Genomic DNA, 18,762 nt, shown 5'->3' on the forward strand with positions numbered 1-18,762 from the left:
CTCTAATTCTTCTCGCTTAACAAAAACGCAGAAAACTGTGGCGACATCCACGTCGTGAAATGATCGCCTTCGCGGCTGATCATATAGACGGCCAATCCTTCACGTTGTACGACAGCCTGCGCTTTCTCTTTACCCAGCACCATCAACCCGGTATCCCAGGCATCGGCCTCCAGCGCCGTGGGCGCAATCACCGTGACCGAGACCAGTTTATGTTCGATAGGTCTGCCCGTCTGCGGATCAATCACGTGGGAAATACGTTTGCCATCCAGTTCATAATAGTTGCGGTAACTCCCGGAGGTGCTGATACCGTGGCCATTAATATCGACCACCGCCTGGACCGCGTTTTCCTGGTCAGTGGGTTTTTGGATGGCTACGCGCCAGGGGGTTCCCTGACCATTCATCCCACGGCTGACCAGTGCCCCGCCGACGGAAACCAGATAGCGCGAAATCCCTTCATGCTCCATAAGACGAGCCAGATGATCGGCAGCATAGCCCTCACCCACCGTCGAAAGATCCACAAACAGATCGGGCAGATCTTTTTGCAGATACTGCTGCTGAGCCTGATTGATAACCTTCAGATGTTGTAACCCGGTACGGGCTTTCGCGGCATTGATATCGGCCTGAGTCGGTGTTTTAACGGGCTGTTTATCCGGGCCAAACCCCCAGAGATTAACCAGCGGGCCAACGGTAATATCCATCGCGCCCTCGGTTTTCGCCCCCACACGCAGTGCGATCGTGACGATATCCGCCATCCCTTCACTGACCGGCCAGGGTTCAAGGCTTGTGGCGTGGTTAAAACGCATCAGCGCGGAATCGTGTTTCCAGGTCGAAAGGAGTTGGTCATCGCCATCCAGCATCGCCTGAATTTTAGTCGTGAGAATTTTTGCCTGTTCCGGCGTGGTCGCAGGCGTACTGACCCGCCAGAAGGTACCCATGGTTTTCCCTTCCAGTACCGTTTGTTGTTCCGCTTTAGGGGATGGGTTGTCACACCCGCACAGTATCAGCGCAAACAGTATGCCCACGCGCCATGAAGTTATCGCCATGTCGTATTTCTCCCTGAGTTCTGGCCGCAAGCGTACACCAAAATTTACCCCTTGTGAGGCTGAGTTCAGACATAAAAAAAGGGGCCAGATTGGCCCCTTGATACAAAGCGCAGTGCTTAGAACTGGTAAACCAGACCCAGAGCAACGACGTTGTCGGTGCTGGTGCCAGTGTTACGAGTAAAGGTGTTGTCGTCCAGCAGGTTGATTTTGTAGTCAACATAGGTGGACATGTTTTTGTTGAAGTAGTAAGTCGCGCCTACATCAACATATTTCAGCAGATCCTGATCGCCGTAGTTGGTCGTACCGTTGGTCACGTCCTTACCTTTGGACTGCAGGTAAGCGATGGACGGACGCAGGCCGAAATCGAACTGGTACTGAGCAACCACTTCGAAGTTTTGCGCTTTGTTAGCAAAACCGTAGTCGGTGCTGCCGTTCTGAGAGTTACCAAAACGGGTTGCGTTGTAGGTCTGGGAGTACTGAGCTGCCAGGTAGATGTTGTTCGCATCATATTTCAGGCCGCCAGAGTAAACGTCAGCACGATCGCCGCTGCCGTATACGCCTGCTGCATTCTGGTCAGAAGTACGTTTAGATGAAGATGCTGCTGCACCGGCGCTGAAACCTGCACCGATATCATAGGTAACAGACATGCCGTAGCCGTCGCCATTCTGTTTCAGCGTGCTACGTCCAGTGTCGTTTTCACCGCTTACGCTGCCATTTTTACCCTGATACTGCAGAGCAAAGTTCAGGCCATCAACCAGACCGAAGAAGTCGGTGTTACGGTAGGTCGCCACGCCATTAGCGCGAGACTGCATGAAGTTGTCAGAACCGTAGGTGTCGCCGCCGAATTCTGGCAGAACGTCGGTCCAGGAGGTCACGTCATAGATGACGCCATAGTTACGACCATAGTCGAAAGAACCTACGTCAGCGACACGGATACCCGCGAACGCCAGACGGGTCCAGGCCTGATCGCTTGCGCTTTCAGTATCGTTGGCCTGGACGTTGTATTCCCACTGGCCGTAGCCGGTGATCTGGTCATTGACCTGAGTTTCGCCTTTAAAGCCGAAACGCACATAAGTCTGATCGCCGTCAGAGCCTGCATCATCAGAGAAATAGTGCAGGCCATCAACTTTACCGTACAGATCTAATTTGTTGCCATCTTTGTTATAAATTTCAGCTGCATTTGCTGCGCCTGCTACCAGCAGTGCTGGTACCAGAAGGGACAGTACTTTAACTTTCATGTTATTAACCCTCTGTTATATGCATTTTTATCGCCACTGCTTACTGATCAATCCTCTAATCAGTCAGTCAATTCATTCTCCTTAAAAATACAGAATAATCCAATAAGAATATGATACGAAAATTTTGAAGATGTTTCATATTTAATAGAGGTGTTTCAATTTGTAAATTTAACGGAACTTTTTAAAGCACGAATAGCTAAAAAATATAGCACGAATAATCAATATATAATATAAGTACAATAGAAATCATGAAGTTAGATGAAAAATACATTTTTAGCACTGAATGCAAAACCTCAACAAAAAATCATCACTAATATAATAAGCGCTATCATCATTAACTTTATTTATTACCGTCATTCGATTCTGAATGTCTATTTACCCCTATTACGACCGAATGCCTGGCATTCGGTTTTTTTTTACCTTTCTTTACAGTCGACGTTATTCACTCAAAAAATCAACAATTTGTAATGACTATTAATTAATCAATTATCATGCCATAAAAAAATTTATCGAGTGAATATTAATTAATTTCTTGTTATTTCGTGCGATTTAATTCAACGAGGCGGCAAATATTGCGTCAATTTCGCACGAATTGTTCGTTTTTTACCGCTTCGTTTAAAAAACATGATTTTCTTTTCTTGTGTAGGCACTTGCCTGAAAGAGAGTCTGGAAATTCATTCAGTACCCGATATACTGCCTGCTGTACACTGCTCTGCAACATAACATCTACAAGAGCGCCACGACTGCTGGCGGGCTCTTATGGCATGGCAGCAATATTGTCTCAGCGCTGGCGTTGAGTTTCTTCTGCAGTGTTGTCATTACGGGTTACACACACGAATGAGTCGATCGGACACCATGATCCCTGGCAAGTTTTCCCTGATACCGGGCAACATTACCCGTTTCTTTCTTTTATTGATCATCGTTCTGCTGGTGACGATGGGCGTGATGGTTCAAAGCGCGGTCAATGCGTGGCTAAAGGATAAAAGTTACCAGGTTGTCGACATTACGCATGCCATGCATAAGCGGATTGACACCTGGCGTTATGCAACATGGCAGATTTACGACAACATTGCCGCTGCATCGTCGACCACCACCAGTGACGGTTTGCAGGAAACGCGCCTCAAACAAGATGTCTACTATCTGGAAAAACCTCGCCGGAAAACGGAAGCGCTGATTTTTGGTTCGCACGACAGTTCCACGCTTGATATGACCCAGCGGATCTCCACTTATCTGGACACGTTGTGGGGCGCCGAGACCATTCCGTGGTCAATGTATTATCTCAACGGCCAGGATAACAGCATGATTCTGGTCTCCACCCTGCCCTTAAAAGATTTGTCCTCCGGTTTTAAAGAGTCAGCCATTGGCGGCATTGTCGACTCCCGACGTGCCGAGATGCTTCAGCAGGCAAATGCACTGGATGAACGCGAAAGTTTCTCGACATTGCGCAGTCTCGCCTGGCAAAACGGTCACTACTTTACCCTGCGCACCACCTTTAATCAGCCAGGTCATCTGGCGACCGTGGTTGCCTTTGATCTGCCTATTAATGATTTAATCCCGCCAGGCATGACGCTGGACAGTTTCCGTCTGGATAACGATCCCACGCAAACCAACCTGCGCACAACAGATAAAGAAAGTGCCGATAGTGCCACCATCAATTTTAACAGTTCAAAAATTGAGATTGCCTCTTCGCTGAACACCACTGGCCTTCGCCTGGTCTGGCAGGTGCCGTTTGGTACGCTCCTGCTCGACACTCTGCAAAACATCCTGTTGCCGCTGTTACTGAATATCGGACTGCTGGCGTTGGCGCTTTTTGGCTACACCACGTTTCGCCATCAGCCCGGTCGCAGTAGCGACAGCCTTGCCCCGGCAGGGAACAGCAACGAATTGCGGATGATGCGGGCATTTAATGAAGAAATTGTTTCACTGTTGCCTTTGGGTCTTCTCGTTCACGACCAGGAATCCAACCGCACGGTGCTAAGCAATAAAATCGCCGACCATCTTTTGCCGCACCTGAATCTGCAGAACATCACCTCAATGGCGGATCAGCATCAGGGAGTTATTCAGGCCACGATTAATAATGAACTGTATGAGATTCGCCAGTTCCGCAGTCAGGTCTCCTCACGGACACAGATTTTCATCATCCGCGATCAGGACAGGGAAGTTCTGGTGAATAAAAAGCTCAAACAGGCTCAACGCCTGTACGAGAAAAACCAGCAGGGACGTGCGGCCTTTATGCAAAATATTGGCGACGCTCTTAAGCACCCGGTGAGTGCCCTGGTCAGCGAAGCACTGGCGATTGGCGACAAAGATGCGAATCAACTGGCGACGCATGCAGAAGCTGTGGCGCGTCTGGTGGATGATATCCAGTTGGCTAACATGCTGGAAAACGATAGCTGGAAGGGTCAGCCCACGCAATTTTCCATCCAGGATTTGATTGACGAAGTGGTGCCACAAGTTCTGCCGGTGATTAAACGCAAAGGACTTCAACTTCTGATCAACAACGCGCTCCCAGCGAATGAAGTTCGCCATGGCGATCGCGATGCATTACTGAAGATTCTTATGCTGCTGATTCACTACGCGGTCACGACCACGCAAATCGGTAAAATTACCCTTGAGGTGAACCGGGACGAATCGGCAGACGATCGCCTGACCTTCCGCATCCTCGATACCGGGACGGGTGTGACGACCAGCGAAATCGATAATCTTCATTTCCCGTTCCTCAATACCACGCAAAACGATCAGTACGGTAAAGCCAACGCCCTCACCTTTTGGCTGTGCGATCAGCTGGCAAGAAAACTCGGCGGGCATCTCAATATAAAATCCCGGGAAGAGTTGGGAACACGCTATTCACTGCATGTGAAGATGGCTGCCCGTTCGCAGAAGGCAGAAGAGGAAGAAGAGAAACTGCTTGATGATGTGGTTGCGATGATAGATATCACCTCCAGTGAAATCCGCAATATTGTGGTTCGACAGCTCGAAAACTGGGGGGCAACCTGCATCTCCCCGGACGAACGACAATTAAGTCAAGAGTTTGACCTGTTTTTAACTGATAATCCGTCTAATCTTACATCCGCGGGCTTGCTTTTAAGCGATGATGAAGCGGGTCTGCGGAAAATTGGCCCAGGCCAATTGCGCGTCAACTTTAATATGAGCAATGCAATGCAGGAAGCGGTATTGCAACTCATAGAAGAACAACTGGCACAGGAAGAGGTACTGGAGTCACCGTTGGGGGGCGATGAAAACGCGGAACTCCACGCCAGCGGCTATTATGCGCTGTTTGTTGACACAGTACCGGATGATGTTAAGAGGTTGTATACTGAATCAGCGAGTAGCGATTTCGCTGCGCTGGCTCAGACAGCGCACCGCCTGAAAGGGGTGTTTGCCATGCTTAATTTGGTTCCTGGTAAGCAGTTGTGCGAAACGCTGGAGCATTTAATTCGAGAGAAGGATGCTCCAGGCATAGAAAATTACATCAGCGACATTGACGCTTACGTCAAGAGCTTGCTGTAGCAAGGTAGCCTAAATACATGAACAATATGAACGTAATTATTGCCGATGACCATCCGATTGTACTGTTCGGTATTCGTAAGTCACTCGAACAGATCGAATGGGTTAATGTCGTTGGCGAATTTGAAGACTCCACAGCACTCATCAATAATCTGCCAAAACTGGACGCCCACGTTTTAATTTCTGACCTGTCCATGCCAGGCGACAAATACGGTGATGGCATCACGCTGATTAAGTACATCAAGCGCCATTTCCCGAACCTGTCGATCATTGTTCTGACGATGAACAACAACCCGGCCATTTTGAGCGCAGTGCTGGATCTGGACATCGAAGGTATTGTCCTGAAACAAGGCGCGCCGACCGATCTGCCGAAGGCACTGGCCGCATTGCAGAAAGGCAAAAAATTCACCCCGGAAAGCGTGTCCCGTTTGCTGGAAAAAATCAGCGCTGGTGGATATGGTGACAAACGTCTGTCACCGAAAGAGAGCGAAGTATTGCGTCTGTTCGCTGAAGGTTTCCTGGTCACGGAAATTGCCAAGAAGCTGAACCGCAGTATTAAGACCATCAGTAGCCAGAAAAAATCAGCGATGATGAAACTGGGTGTTGAGAACGATATCGCTCTGCTGAACTATCTCTCCTCCGTCACCCTGACGCAAACAGAGAAAGAATAATACCTCGCAACCCCGGCACTCGCCGGGGTTGATTTTTTTACCTTCTGTTTTTTCTTACCTGCGCGCTGTAGGTTGCCAGCGTCACTTTCAGTACATCCAGAGTGACCGGTTTCGACAGGCAGCTGTCCATGCCGGATTCGAGGCAGCGCTGCTTCTCTTCAGCCAGTGCGTTAGCCGTGACGCCAATCACCGGCAACGTCAGCCCCATTTCGCGAATGCGCTGCGTCAGGCGATAACCATCCATATTCGGCATGTTGACGTCGCTCAGTACAATATCAATCTTGTTTTTACTCATCACATTGAGCGCATCAACGCCATCTGCCGCGGTTTTGCACTGATAACCCAACGATCCTAACTGATCGGCAAGCAGGCGACGGTTTATCGGATGATCGTCTACAACCAAAATCATCAGGTCATCGTTTTGTGCTTCTACGTTACCTGATAATGGCAGAGCATTGCTCACTTCCTGTGTATCCAGATCGATACGGTAAATATGCCCCAGCAAGGCAATCAGATCATGTGGTGCCGCAACGCTCACCAGCCATTCACCCGGCGCACGTTCTAACGGTATACCGATATGCCGACGGCAAAACACTATAGCTGCCCGTCCGCTCCAGTCTGCTGGCAGATCATCATCCGTAATCAGCGTATCCTGCGCATCCAGTTCGCGGCCATCCCAGGTTTTCGCCAGAATGCCATTGTGTGCCAGTAAGGTTTCAAGATAGCTGGACAGGAAAGCATTACGTACCGAGAGCCAGCAACAGGTGTTCGTCAGACCATCCACATCCACGGGAACAGGTGCAACAGCATTATAGAGCGGTATACGAATTGTGAACTGGCTGCCCATACCCGGTTCGGTATCAACAGCAATGTCGCCATCCATCATGCTGATCAGTTTTTCACAAATCGCCAGCCCCAGCCCGGTGCCCTGGAAGTTACGCTGCACGCCGGTCCCGACCTGGAAGAACGGATCGAAAAGGCGTACCACCTCTTTGCCCGGAATCCCCACACCGGTATCACGGACGCGGATGCTGAGATAGTGCTCGTCGCTGCGAACATGAAGGATAATGCAGCCAATATCGGTGAACTTAATCGCGTTGCTGAGCAGGTTGGAGATAACCTGCTGCAAACGCATGGGGTCGCCGTTGAGCGTATCGGGCACATCGGGTTCAATAAAGCAGTACAGTCCAAGCTGCTTGCGCACCACCAGGGGAGCATAGTTGGCTGTGATGTGGCTCATCACTTCACGTGGTGAAAACTCACGTGGTTCGATTTTAAGCTGCTCGGATTCGATTTTTGAGAAATCGAGAATGTCACTGATGATTTTTAGCAGCAGACTGGACGAGTTATTCATCGCCGTAACCAGTCTGTCGACCCCTTTCGGCAGTGCTTTGGTCTGCAGCAGGTCCAGGTTACCGATTATGCCGTACAACGGGGTGCGCAATTCATGACTGACGGTGGCAAGGAACATGGATTTCGACTGACTGGCCTGCTCTGCTGCCTGCGCCATATCCTGTAGCGACTCTTCCATTTTGACACGGGCGCTCACGTCCACCAGCACGCAAATGGCTACGTTCTCGTTACGATAGCGAGAGTGCACAAAACTGATTTGCAGGTTGGTGTTATTACTGGTCAGCACATCAACAAAGTTGACCTGTTGCCCGCAGATGATTTGCGTCAGCCGCTGCCGATCTTCATGCGTCAGCATATTGAGGTAATTGTGCGCCAGCTCGTTACTCAGGATGTTGGTGCCATCCTGGGTACGCAGAATACAGATCCCTACTGGCGCGGAGGCGACAATTTTACGGTTGAACTGCTCGTGTTCTTCAAGACGCTGGGCATCGGTTTCTGCCGGGATAAAAATGCGCCGCTCGTACATACGTGCCAGCGTGAAAAGCGCAATCCCCACCAGAATGTTCAGCAACACGGCATTGAGAATAAGCATCCGAATGCGTTCAAGTACCATATCCACAGGCACTGAATAGACGATGCTCAGGGAAGAAGGCGGCAGGCTTTTCTTGAGGATCAACTCATGGAAACCGGAGGTATAGCCAAACCAACTGCGCGCTTGCATCCAGCGCGGATCAACCTCAAGGCGGCTATCCTGCCCCGTCAGGGAGATCAGTGCGTGACCATTCTCGTCGAGGATCGTCACGCCCATTGGCAAACTGCCGGGCGTGAAGAAATTCTCCATCCGGATAGACTGTTCAGTACCCAGCAGCGCCTGCAGACGGTTACCCAGGTAGACGGGCGTCAGCGCATAGAAGTAACCAACACCAGGCCGAGGGCCCTGGCTCATCCAGTAGAGATTGTTGCTACGTTCTTCCTGCGGGGCGTTACGGTATTTCACGATCCGTTCGTGCAGGCTTTTCAGCGTGTTGTCACGCTCAACGGGCATATCACGCAGGCCAAAGTCCGCCATACACAGGTTTTCACTGCCAATCAGGAATACGCGGTTGAGATCATAGGCCGCAGAAAAATTGTCGCGCCAGTAGCGCATGAACCAGGCCAGTGACTCGAGGGAGCCACGCCAGGCAGCGCCCATTTTAGAACAGTCTGAGTCGGGAAAAAGCGGCTCAAAGTCAGGAACATCGGTTTTGGCGTCCAGCCCTCGCGAGGCAAGGATGCCGTTTTCTGCCGTCAGGCGATTTTCTGCGATGTATTTTAACTCTTTCATCACATCCGATGTGCGCTGGATGTAGCGCTGAGCCTGATCGGAACTCAAGTTAAATTCCTGACGAATTTCCGACTCTTTATCACGCAACGCGTTAACGATTAAAAAAACCGAAAAAAGCGCAATCAGCAGCCAAAGCAATAGCGCAAGTGCCCTGAAGAGGTAACGTGAAACTTTCAGGGTGCTGCGAAAAGAGACGAGGTATTTCAACCTGGGGAAGCTCCGCCATGGGGGGTGAATAAACTGAGGTTAAAGTAGCGTTAAAACATCGGTGCCGCAATGGAAAGAGAAAGGGCCGGAAAGACCGGCCCTGATAAGTCAGATTATTCGTCGGTGTCGTCGGCTTCGTCCGCGTCATCCACTTCATCGGCGGCGCTGTCATCAACTTCCGGGGCGATGTCATCATCCCCTTCCGCGACACTACCGTCGATAGAGTCGAGTTCTTCGTCATCTACCGGTTCTGCGACACGCTGCAGACCCACTACGTTTTCATCTTCAGCAGTACGGATCAGAATCACGCCCTGCGTATTACGCCCTACCACGCTAATCTCCGAAACGCGTGTACGCACCAGCGTACCGGCATCGGTAATCATCATGATCTGGTCGCAATCATCAACCTGCACGGCACCCACAACAGCACCATTACGCTCGGTGACTTTGATAGAGATAACCCCTTTTGTCGCACGGGACTTGGTTGGGTATTCTTCTACCGCAGTACGTTTACCGTAACCATTCTGCGTTGCCGTCAGGATTGCGCCTTCGCCACGAGGGATGATCAGTGACACCACGCTGTCGCCTTCGCCGAGGCGAATACCGCGAACACCCGTGGTGTTACAACCCATGGCACGTACAGAGGACTCTTTAAAGCGAACCACTTTACCTTCTGCGGAGAACAGCATGACTTCATCGTCACCGCTGGTCAGATCCACACCGATAAGCTCATCGCCTTCAACGAGTTTAATCGCTACTTTACCGGCCGTACGCAAACGGTTGAATTCGGTCAGAACGGTTTTCTTCACAGTACCGCTGGCGGTAGCCATAAAGACTTTCACGCCTTCTTCGAACTCGGTCACTGGCAGGATTGCGGTAATGCGCTCATCCTGTTCCAGCGGCAGCAGGTTGACGATCGGACGACCACGCGCACCACGGGACGCTTCCGGCAACTGGTAGACTTTCATCGAATAGACGCGACCACGGCTTGAGAAGCACAGAATGTGATCGTGAGTATTCGCCACCAGCAGGCGGTCAATAAAGTCTTCTTCCTTAATACGTGCGGCGGATTTACCTTTACCACCACGACGCTGCGCTTCATATTCAGAAAGCGGCTGGTACTTCACATAACCCTGGTGAGACAGCGTCACAACCACATCTTCCTGGTTGATCAGGTCTTCCAGATTGATATCAGCGCTGTTAGCAGTGATTTCAGTACGACGCTTGTCACCGAATTGCTCGCGAATCAGCTCAAGTTCTTCACGAATCACTTCCATCAGGCGATCAGCGCTGCCAAGGATATGCAACAACTCAGCAATCTGCTCCAGCAGCTCTTTGTACTCGTCGAGCAGTTTTTCATGCTCAAGGCCAGTCAGTTTCTGCAGACGCAGATCCAGAATTGCCTGGGCCTGCTGCTCAGTCAGGTAGTACTGACCATCGCGCACGCCAAACTCTGGCTCCAGCCACTCCGGACGCGCAGCATCATCGCCTGCACGTTCCAGCATCGCCGATACATTACCCAGATCCCAGGAGCGTGCCACCAGGCCCGCTTTCGCTTCAGCCGGAGTCGGCGCACGACGGATCAGTTCAATGATAGGATCAATGTTCGCCAGGGCCACAGCCAGTGCTTCAAGGATGTGCGCACGGTCGCGGGCTTTACGCAGTTCGAAAATGGTACGACGTGTCACCACTTCACGGCGATGGCGGACAAACGCGGAAAGAATGTCTTTCAGGTTCATGATCTTCGGCTGGCCATGGTGCAATGCCACCATGTTGATACCGAAGGAAACCTGCAACTGCGTCTGTGAATAGAGATTATTCAGAACCACTTCACCAACGGCATCACGTTTGATTTCAATGACCACGCGCATACCGTCTTTGTCAGACTCGTCACGCAGCGCACTGATACCTTCAACGCGTTTCTCTTTTACCAGCTCGGCGATTTTCTCAATCAGGCGTGCTTTGTTCACCTGATACGGAATTTCATGCACGATGATGGTTTCACGGCCGGTTTTCGCGTCCGCTTCCACTTCCGCGCGTGCGCGGATGTAAATTTTGCCACGACCGGTACGGTACGCTTCTTCAATGCCACGACGACCATTGATGATCGCCGCCGTTGGGAAGTCCGGACCCGGGATGTGTTCCATCAGCCCTTCAACGCTGATGTCTTCATCGTCGATGTAGGCCAGGCAACCGTTGATCACTTCCGTCAGGTTATGCGGAGGAATGTTGGTTGCCATACCGACAGCAATACCGGACGAGCCGTTCACCAGCAGGTTTGGCACCTTGGTTGGCATCACATCCGGGATTTTTTCCGTGCCATCGTAGTTATCTACGAAGTCGACGGTCTCTTTTTCCAGATCGGCCATCAGCTCGTGCGCGATTTTCGACATACGGATTTCCGTATAACGCATCGCTGCGGCGGAGTCGCCGTCTACCGAACCGAAGTTACCCTGGCCATCAACCAGCATGTAACGTAAGGAGAATGGCTGTGCCATACGAACGATGGTGTCGTAAACGGCAGTATCACCATGAGGGTGGTATTTACCGATGACGTCACCCACCACACGGGCAGATTTTTTGTAGGCTTTGTTCCAGTCATTGCCCAATACGTTCATGGCGTAAAGTACGCGACGGTGAACCGGTTTCAGGCCATCGCGGACATCTGGTAACGCACGGCCAACAATGACCGACATGGCGTAATCCAGATAGGAGCTTTTCAGCTCTTCCTCGATGTTAACCGGTGTAATTTCTCTCGCAAGGTCGCTCATCTAACCGCTATCCCTCTACTGTATCCCGGATTCAAAGGTCGCAAATTATAACACAACCGTAATGAATCAGGTAAATGGAAAGACCCCGCACAACGCTTTATTCGCGCCTGCGGACTGTTATACTCGACGGTCTTGAAAAAAAAGGAGTCATTGCGCCCATGAATGCCGAAAAATCGTCGGTTGCTCAAAACGTTGACCACGCTGAAATTGCCAAATTCGAAGCGGTGGCATCACGTTGGTGGGATCTTGAAGGTGAATTTAAGCCTTTGCATCGCATCAACCCACTGCGCCTTGGCTACATCGCAGCACGTGCCGACGGCCTGTTTGGTAAAAACGTGCTGGATGTGGGCTGCGGCGGTGGGATCCTGGCAGAAAGCATGGCCCGCGAAGGCGCGACTGTGACCGGCCTGGATATGGGCTTCGAACCGCTGCAGGTGGCACGCTTACACGCGCTGGAATCCGGTATTGCTGTCGATTATGTGCAAGAGACTGTGGAAGACCATGCTGCGAAGCACCCGCAGCGCTACGATGTCGTCACCTGCATGGAGATGCTGGAGCACGTCCCCGACCCACAATCCGTGGTTCGCGCCTGCGCGCAACTGGTTAAACCCGGTGGTCATGTCTTCTTCTCTACCATTAACCGTAATGCCAAAGCCTGGCTGATGGCAGTAGTAGGCGCAGAATATGTGCTGAAGATGGTGCCTAAGGGCACGCACGACGTGAAGAAGTTTATTAAGCCCGCTGAGTTGTTAACCTGGATTTCCAGTACCGGCCTACAGGAGCAGCACATCACCGGCTTGCACTACAATCCTCTGCTGAACAGTTTTAAGCTTGCGCCGGGTGTGGATGTTAACTATATGTTGCATACAACCGCTAAAAACAACTAACGTCATTCAGTATTCTTATAAAGATTGCGCGACATCATGTTGTGCAATCTTCTCCTCCCGATGAAGAAATCAGCGTTTGATCAAATTTTCATTTTTTTTTATGGAATATTGACATCCCCGCCAGGCCTTATGAGACGAGGACTTAGCGTTTATTACCCTTTTGCAACCTGAATTTAACGTCAAAATCAACTCTTGTACTCAAAAGAATCCTTACTAGAATACTCACCATATAGCGTTTCTCTTATCTAAAACCCCCTATATATAGTATTTATCCACAGAGTTAGTCACAAGGCTGAGTTGTGGATAAATGGGGGGATATTTTTCTCACGGACAGGTAAATTTCACATGAATCAGAGTCTACTGGTGACAAAGCGCGATGGCGCGACAGAACGCATCAATCTCGACAAAATTCATCGGGTGCTGGATTGGGCGGCAGAGGGGCTGACCAATGTGTCCATCTCCCAGGTGGAATTGCGTTCCCACATCCAGTTTTATGACGGTATCAAGACCTCTGATATCCATGAGACCATCATCAAAGCCGCTGCGGATCTGATTTCCCGTGACGCACCGGATTACCAGTATCTCGCCGCACGTCTGGCGATTTTCCACCTGCGTAAAAAAGCCTACGGTCAGTTCGAACCGCCTGCGCTCTACGATCATGTTGTTAAAATGGTTGAGCTGGGCAAATACGACACGCATCTGCTGGAAGACTACACGGAAGAAGAGTTCAAGCAGATGGACGGGTTTATCGACCACTGGCGCGACATGAACTTCTCCTATGCGGCGGTAAAACAGCTCGAAGGTAAATACCTGGTGCAGAACCGCGTCACCGGTGAAATCTACGAAAGCGCGCAGTTCCTCTATATGCTGGTTGCGGCCTGCCTGTTCTCCGGCTACCCGCGCGACACCCGTCTGGACTACGTGAAGCGTTTCTATGACGCCGTTTCCCTGTTCAAAATCTCGCTGCCAACGCCGATCATGTCAGGCGTTCGTACCCCTACTCGTCAATTCAGCTCCTGCGTACTGATCGAATGTGGTGACAGCCTGGATTCAATTAACGCCACCTCCAGCGCTATCGTGAAATACGTTTCTCAGCGCGCCGGTATCGGCATCAACGCCGGTCGCATTCGTGCGCTGGGTAGCCCGATCCGTGGCGGCGAAGCATTCCATACCGGTTGTATTCCGTTCTACAAACACTTCCAGACAGCAGTGAAATCTTGCTCTCAGGGCGGTGTGCGCGGCGGAGCTGCCACGCTGTTCTACCCGATGTGGCACCTCGAAGTCGAAAGCCTGCTGGTACTGAAAAACAACCGTGGTGTTGAAGGCAACCGCGTTCGTCACATGGACTACGGCGTACAGATCAACAAACTGATGTACACCCGTCTGCTGAAAGGTGAAGACATCACCCTGTTCAGCCCGTCCGATGTACCGGGCTTGTACGATGCGTTCTTCGCCGATCAGGATGAATTCGAACGTCTGTACACGAAATATGAGAAAGACGACAGCATCCGTAAGCAACGTGTTAAAGCGGTAGAGCTGTTCTCTCTGATGATGCAGGAACGTGCATCAACCGGACGTATCTATATTCAGAATGTAGACCACTGCAACACCCACAGCCCGTTCGACCCGGCCATCGCGCCAGTGCGCCAGTCCAACCTGTGTCTGGAAATTGCCCTGCCGACCAAACCGCTGGACGATGTGAATGACGAAAACGGCGAAATCGCACTGTGTACGCTGTCTGCGTTCAACCTGGGTGCCATTTCAAACCTGAACGAACTGGAAGACCTGGCCGTACTGGCCGTGCGCGCGCTGGATGCCCTGCTGGATTACCAGGATTACCCAATTCTGGCCGCCAAACGCGGTGCAATGGGTCGTCGTACGCTGGGTATTGGCGTGATCAACTATGCCTACTGGCTGGCGAAGAACGGTAAGCGTTACTCCGATGGCAGCGCCAATAACCTGACCCACCAGACGTTTGAAGCTATTCAGTACTACCTGCTGAAAGCCTCGAACGAACTGGCGAAAGAGCAAGGTGCGTGCCCGTGGTTCAACGAAACCACCTATGCCAAAGGCATTCTGCCGATCGACACCTACAAGAAAGACCTGGATGCGATCACCAGCGAGCCGCTGCATTATGACTGGGAAGCACTGCGCGAATCTGTGAAAACCCACGGTCTGCGTAACTCCACCCTCTCTGCCCTGATGCCGTCCGAGACCTCTTCGCAGATCTCCAACGCCACCAACGGCATTGAGCCGCCGCGCGGTCATGTCAGCATCAAAGCATCAAAAGATGGCATCCTGCGTCAGGTGGTGCCGGACTATGAGCTGCTGAAAAACAACTACGAGCTGCTGTGGGAAATGCCGAACAACGACGGCTACCTGCAACTGGTGGGCATCATGCAGAAATTTATCGACCAGTCGATCTCTGCTAACACCAACTACGATCCGTCACGTTTCCCGTCCGGAAAAGTGCCGATGCAGCAGTTGCTCAAAGACTTGCTCACCGCCTACAAATTCGGCGTTAAAACCCTGTACTATCAGAACACCCGTGACGGTGCTGAAGATGCGCAGGACGATCTGGCTCCGTCGATTCAGGATGATGGCTGCGAAAGCGGTGCATGTAAGATCTAATAATGCATACCCTCCCCTGACCACTGCTCCGAGCGGTCTTCTCCCTCGCCCCTTCGGGGAGAGGGTTGGGGTGAGGGGAACAATCAATAACAGGACTCACATCGAATGGCCTATACCACTTTTTCACAGACGAAAAATAACCAGCTGCTGGAGCCAATGTTCTTCGGTCAGCCGGTGAACGTGGCGCGCTACGATCAGCAAAAATATGACATCTTCGAAAAGCTGATTGAAAAGCAACTCTCCTTTTTCTGGCGTCCGGAAGAAGTGGACGTTTCCCGCGACCGCATCGATTACCAGGCATTGCCGGAACACGAAAAACATATCTTCATCAGCAACCTGAAATACCAGACGCTGCTGGATTCTATTCAGGGTCGTAGCCCGAACGTCGCGCTGCTGCCGCTGATCTCGATTCCTGAGCTGGAAACCTGGGTGGAAACCTGGGCGTTCTCTGAAACGATCCACTCCCGCTCTTACACGCACATCATCCGTAACATCGTTAACGATCCGTCCATCGTGTTTGACGACATCGTCACCAATGAACAGATCCAGAAACGTGCGGAAGGTATTGCCCACTACTACGATTCGCTGATTGAGATGACCAGCTATTGGCATCTGCTGGGCGAAGGCACGCACACAGTTAACGGCAAAACCGTTACCGTTAATCTGCGTGCGCTTAAAAAGCAGCTGTACCTGTGCCTGATGAGCGTTAACGCGCTGGAAGCCATTCGCTTCTATGTCAGCTTTGCCTGTTCCTTTGCATTCGCCGAGCGCGAACTGATGGAAGGCAATGCCAAAATTATTCGTCTGATTGCCCGCGACGAAGCCCTGCACCTGACCGGCACTCAGCACATGCTGAACCTGCTGCGTTCCGGTGTGGATGACCCGGAGATGGCGGAAATTGCCGAAGAGTGCAAACAAGAGTGCTATGACCTGTTTGTTCTGGCAGCGGTGCAGGAGAAAGAGTGGGCAGAGTATCTGTTCCGTGACGGCTCCATGATCGGTCTGAACAAAGACATCCTGTGGCAGTACATCGAGTACATCACCAACATCCGCATGCAGGCGGTTGGCCTGGACTTACCGTTCCAGACCCGCTCTAACCCGATTCCGTGGATCAATACCTGGCTGGTGTCTGACAACGTGCAGGTTGCACCGCAGGAAGTAGAAGTCAGCTCCTACCTGGTCGGTCAGATCGATGCTGAAGTCGATACTGACGATCTGAGCAACTTCCAGCTCTGATGACTCGCGTAACCTTGCGTCTGACTGGCACACAGCTGTTGTGCCAGGAAGAGCACCCTTCTCTGCTGGCGGCGCTTGAATCACACCGTGTGACGGTGGAGTACCAGTGCCGCGAAGGCTATTGCGGCTCCTGTCGTTGCCGTCTGGTCTCAGGCCAGGTGGACTGGCTGACCGAGCCACTGGCGTTTATTCAGCCCGATGAGATTTTGCCCTGCTGCTGCAGAGCAAAAGGCGATATCGAGATTGAGATGTAAAAAAGGGCCTTACGGCCCTTTTTTATTGTCTTACTGACGCTTCGCCGCCACTTCCGCATGATGTTTGCGTTCGCCAATCATCACCACAATCAGCAGTAGCACCGCCAGAATACTGCCACCGATCATCACCATAAAGCCGCCGTCCCAGCCGAAGAAATCGACCGTGTAACCGACGATGGCGCTGGCTGCGACAGATCCGCCCAGATAGCCGAACAAGCCGGTAAAGCCCGCTGCTGTTCCGGCGGCTTTTTTCGGCGCCAGTTCAAGTGCGTGCAGGCCAATCAGCATGACCGGACCGTAAATCAGGAAGCCGATAACAATCATACAGGCCATATCGACGCCGGGATTACCCGCCGGGTTCAACCAGTACACCACGGTGGCGATAGTCACCAGCGTCATGAAGAACACACCGGTCGCACCACGGTTGCCTCTGAAGACTTTATCCGACATCCAGCCGCAAATTAAGGTGCCAGGGATCCCGGCATACTCATACAGGAAGTAAGCCCAGGAGGATTTATCCAGCGCAAAGTGTTTCACCTCTTTCAGGTAGGTCGGTGACCAGTCCAGAATGCCGTAACGCAGCAGGTAAACGAAGACGTTAGCAATGGCGATGTACCACAGCAGACGGTTCGGGAAGACGTACTGCATGAAGATTTGCTTCGCCGTTAACTCCTCTTCTGCCTTGTCGCTGTAATCATCCGGATAGTCATTTTTGTACTCTTCAATCGGCGGCAAGCCGCAGGACTGCGGTGTATCGCGCATCATCGCGAAAGCAAACAGTGCCACCACGATCGCCCCGAATGCAGGCATATACAGCGCCGCACGCCAGTCATTAAACCAGGCCATCCCCAACAAGAACAGCAGTGGAGGAATACCGCCCCCCACGTTGTGCGCGCAGTTCCAGACTGACACGATACCGCCGCGTTCTTTTTGCGACCACCAGTGCACCATCGTACGCCCGCATGGCGGCCAACCCATCCCCTGGAACCAACCACATAAAAACAGCAGCACAAACATCACGGCAATACTGGAGGTCGCCCAGGGCACAAACCCCATAAACAGCATCACTGCCGCCGCAAGGATCAGGCCAGCCGGAAGAAATACGCGCGGATTCGAGCGATCCGACACCGAGCCCATGATGAATTTCGAAAACCCGTAGGCAATAGAAATGCCGGACAACGCAAAGCCCAAATCACCACGTGAGAACCCTTGCTCCACCAGGTAGGGCATAGCCAGAGCAAAGTTCTTGCGCACCAGGTAGTACGCGGCATAACCGAAGAAAATGCCAAAGAAAATCTGCCAGCGAAGGCGGCGGTACAACGGGTCAATCTGTTCGGGTGGAACGCGGTCCCGATGCGCTTCGGGTCGAAAAATACTCAGCATGTTAGCCTCCGTGGCGTGTATTTCTCATGATTTATGGCTGTCATGAGTGAAAACGAAACTACAGTGTGTTTCTTTGGCCGCAATATTAAGGAAAGTCTAATAAGAAAGAACCAACTGTCGCAGTTTATGTTACAGAATTATGACAAAGCTCCAATTTCACGCATCAAACAGGCTTTCAATTTTCGTTTTTTGTTCGAATATGCGCGATATCAAACAAACCACAGTGACAGTGTGGCTAAATGATGAAAATGATTTCG

At 51.5% G+C, this 18,762-nt stretch carries 11 protein-coding genes; 6 read left to right on the forward strand and 5 right to left on the reverse strand.

Annotation, left to right across the window (positions count from 1 at the left end; translation table 11 throughout):
• Positions 1-2: 2 nt before the first annotated feature.
• Together apbE and AC5JPW_RS18790 are read right to left on the reverse strand one after the other, a co-directional pair.
• A complete protein-coding gene (apbE, locus tag AC5JPW_RS18785; protein ID WP_494242638.1) occupies positions 3-1,043 on the reverse strand; it encodes an FAD:protein FMN transferase ApbE in 1,041 nt (346 codons plus the stop codon).
• 116 nt (positions 1,044-1,159) lie between these two features.
• A complete protein-coding gene (locus AC5JPW_RS18790) occupies positions 1,160-2,281 on the reverse strand; it encodes a porin OmpC (RefSeq protein ID WP_494242639.1) in 1,122 nt (373 codons plus the stop codon).
• Positions 2,282-3,118: 837 nt separating this feature from the next.
• Here AC5JPW_RS18790 and rcsD point away from each other — a divergent pair.
• Complete coding sequence (gene rcsD / locus AC5JPW_RS18795) at positions 3,119-5,791, forward strand: phosphotransferase RcsD (protein ID WP_494242640.1); 2,673 nt, start codon at positions 3,119-3,121, stop codon at positions 5,789-5,791.
• A gap of 17 nt (positions 5,792-5,808) precedes the next feature.
• Positions 5,809-6,459, forward strand: a complete 651-nt coding sequence (rcsB, locus tag AC5JPW_RS18800; RefSeq protein WP_437430751.1) for a response regulator transcription factor RcsB — start codon at positions 5,809-5,811, stop codon at positions 6,457-6,459.
• Positions 6,460-6,496: 37 nt separating this feature from the next.
• Here the strand turns inward: rcsB and rcsC are convergent, their stop codons facing one another.
• Positions 6,497-9,343 carry a two-component system sensor histidine kinase RcsC gene (gene rcsC, locus AC5JPW_RS18805; protein ID WP_494242641.1) on the reverse strand — a complete coding sequence of 949 codons (2,847 nt, stop codon included), beginning with the start codon at positions 9,341-9,343 and terminating at the stop codon, positions 6,497-6,499.
• Positions 9,344-9,456: 113 nt separating this feature from the next.
• Entirely contained in the window at positions 9,457-12,114 is a 2,658-nt protein-coding gene (gene gyrA, locus AC5JPW_RS18810) for a DNA topoisomerase (ATP-hydrolyzing) subunit A (protein ID WP_494242642.1), read from the reverse strand.
• 158 nt (positions 12,115-12,272) lie between these two features.
• Between gyrA and ubiG the strand changes: the two genes are divergently transcribed.
• The 4 genes from ubiG to yfaE all read left to right on the forward strand — a co-directional run bounded on the left by ubiG (position 12,273) and on the right by yfaE (position 17,122).
• Positions 12,273-13,001, forward strand: a complete 729-nt coding sequence (ubiG, locus tag AC5JPW_RS18815) for a bifunctional 2-polyprenyl-6-hydroxyphenol methylase/3-demethylubiquinol 3-O-methyltransferase UbiG (protein ID WP_494242643.1) — start codon at positions 12,273-12,275, stop codon at positions 12,999-13,001.
• Between the two features lie 345 nt (positions 13,002-13,346).
• A complete protein-coding gene (gene nrdA / locus AC5JPW_RS18820; protein ID WP_494242644.1) occupies positions 13,347-15,632 on the forward strand; it encodes a class 1a ribonucleoside-diphosphate reductase subunit alpha in 2,286 nt (761 codons plus the stop codon).
• A 105-nt stretch (positions 15,633-15,737) separates the two neighbouring features.
• Positions 15,738-16,868, forward strand: a complete 1,131-nt coding sequence (gene nrdB, locus AC5JPW_RS18825; protein ID WP_494242645.1) for a class Ia ribonucleoside-diphosphate reductase subunit beta — start codon at positions 15,738-15,740, stop codon at positions 16,866-16,868.
• Positions 16,868-17,122, forward strand: a complete 255-nt coding sequence (yfaE, locus tag AC5JPW_RS18830; RefSeq protein ID WP_494242646.1) for a class I ribonucleotide reductase maintenance protein YfaE — start codon at positions 16,868-16,870, stop codon at positions 17,120-17,122. Before nrdB ends, yfaE begins: the two co-directional genes overlap by 1 nt.
• Before the next feature lie 30 nt (positions 17,123-17,152).
• Here yfaE and glpT read toward each other — a convergent pair whose 3' ends face one another.
• Complete coding sequence (glpT, locus tag AC5JPW_RS18835) at positions 17,153-18,505, reverse strand: glycerol-3-phosphate transporter (RefSeq protein WP_494242647.1); 1,353 nt, start codon at positions 18,503-18,505, stop codon at positions 17,153-17,155.
• Positions 18,506-18,762: the final 257 nt, after the last annotated feature.

Source organism: Phytobacter sp. (assembly GCF_059074235.1).

What these genes read in the sequence shown, in the direction of transcription:
- nrdB (WP_494242645.1), top strand. Translation starts at nt 15,738, where the DNA reads ATGGCCTATACCACTTTTTCACAGACGAAAAATAACCAGCTGCTGGAG.
- ubiG (WP_494242643.1), top strand. Translation starts at nt 12,273, where the DNA reads ATGAATGCCGAAAAATCGTCGGTTGCTCAAAACGTTGACCACGCTGAA.
- gyrA (WP_494242642.1), bottom strand. Translation starts at nt 12,114, where the DNA reads ATGAGCGACCTTGCGAGAGAAATTACACCGGTTAACATCGAGGAAGAG.
- yfaE (WP_494242646.1), top strand. Translation starts at nt 16,868, where the DNA reads ATGACTCGCGTAACCTTGCGTCTGACTGGCACACAGCTGTTGTGCCAG.
- nrdA (WP_494242644.1), top strand. Translation starts at nt 13,347, where the DNA reads ATGAATCAGAGTCTACTGGTGACAAAGCGCGATGGCGCGACAGAACGC.
- rcsB (WP_437430751.1), top strand. Translation starts at nt 5,809, where the DNA reads ATGAACAATATGAACGTAATTATTGCCGATGACCATCCGATTGTACTG.
- apbE (WP_494242638.1), bottom strand. Translation starts at nt 1,043, where the DNA reads ATGGCGATAACTTCATGGCGCGTGGGCATACTGTTTGCGCTGATACTG.
- glpT (WP_494242647.1), bottom strand. Translation starts at nt 18,505, where the DNA reads ATGCTGAGTATTTTTCGACCCGAAGCGCATCGGGACCGCGTTCCACCC.
- rcsD (WP_494242640.1), top strand. Translation starts at nt 3,119, where the DNA reads ATGAGTCGATCGGACACCATGATCCCTGGCAAGTTTTCCCTGATACCG.
- AC5JPW_RS18790 (WP_494242639.1), bottom strand. Translation starts at nt 2,281, where the DNA reads ATGAAAGTTAAAGTACTGTCCCTTCTGGTACCAGCACTGCTGGTAGCA.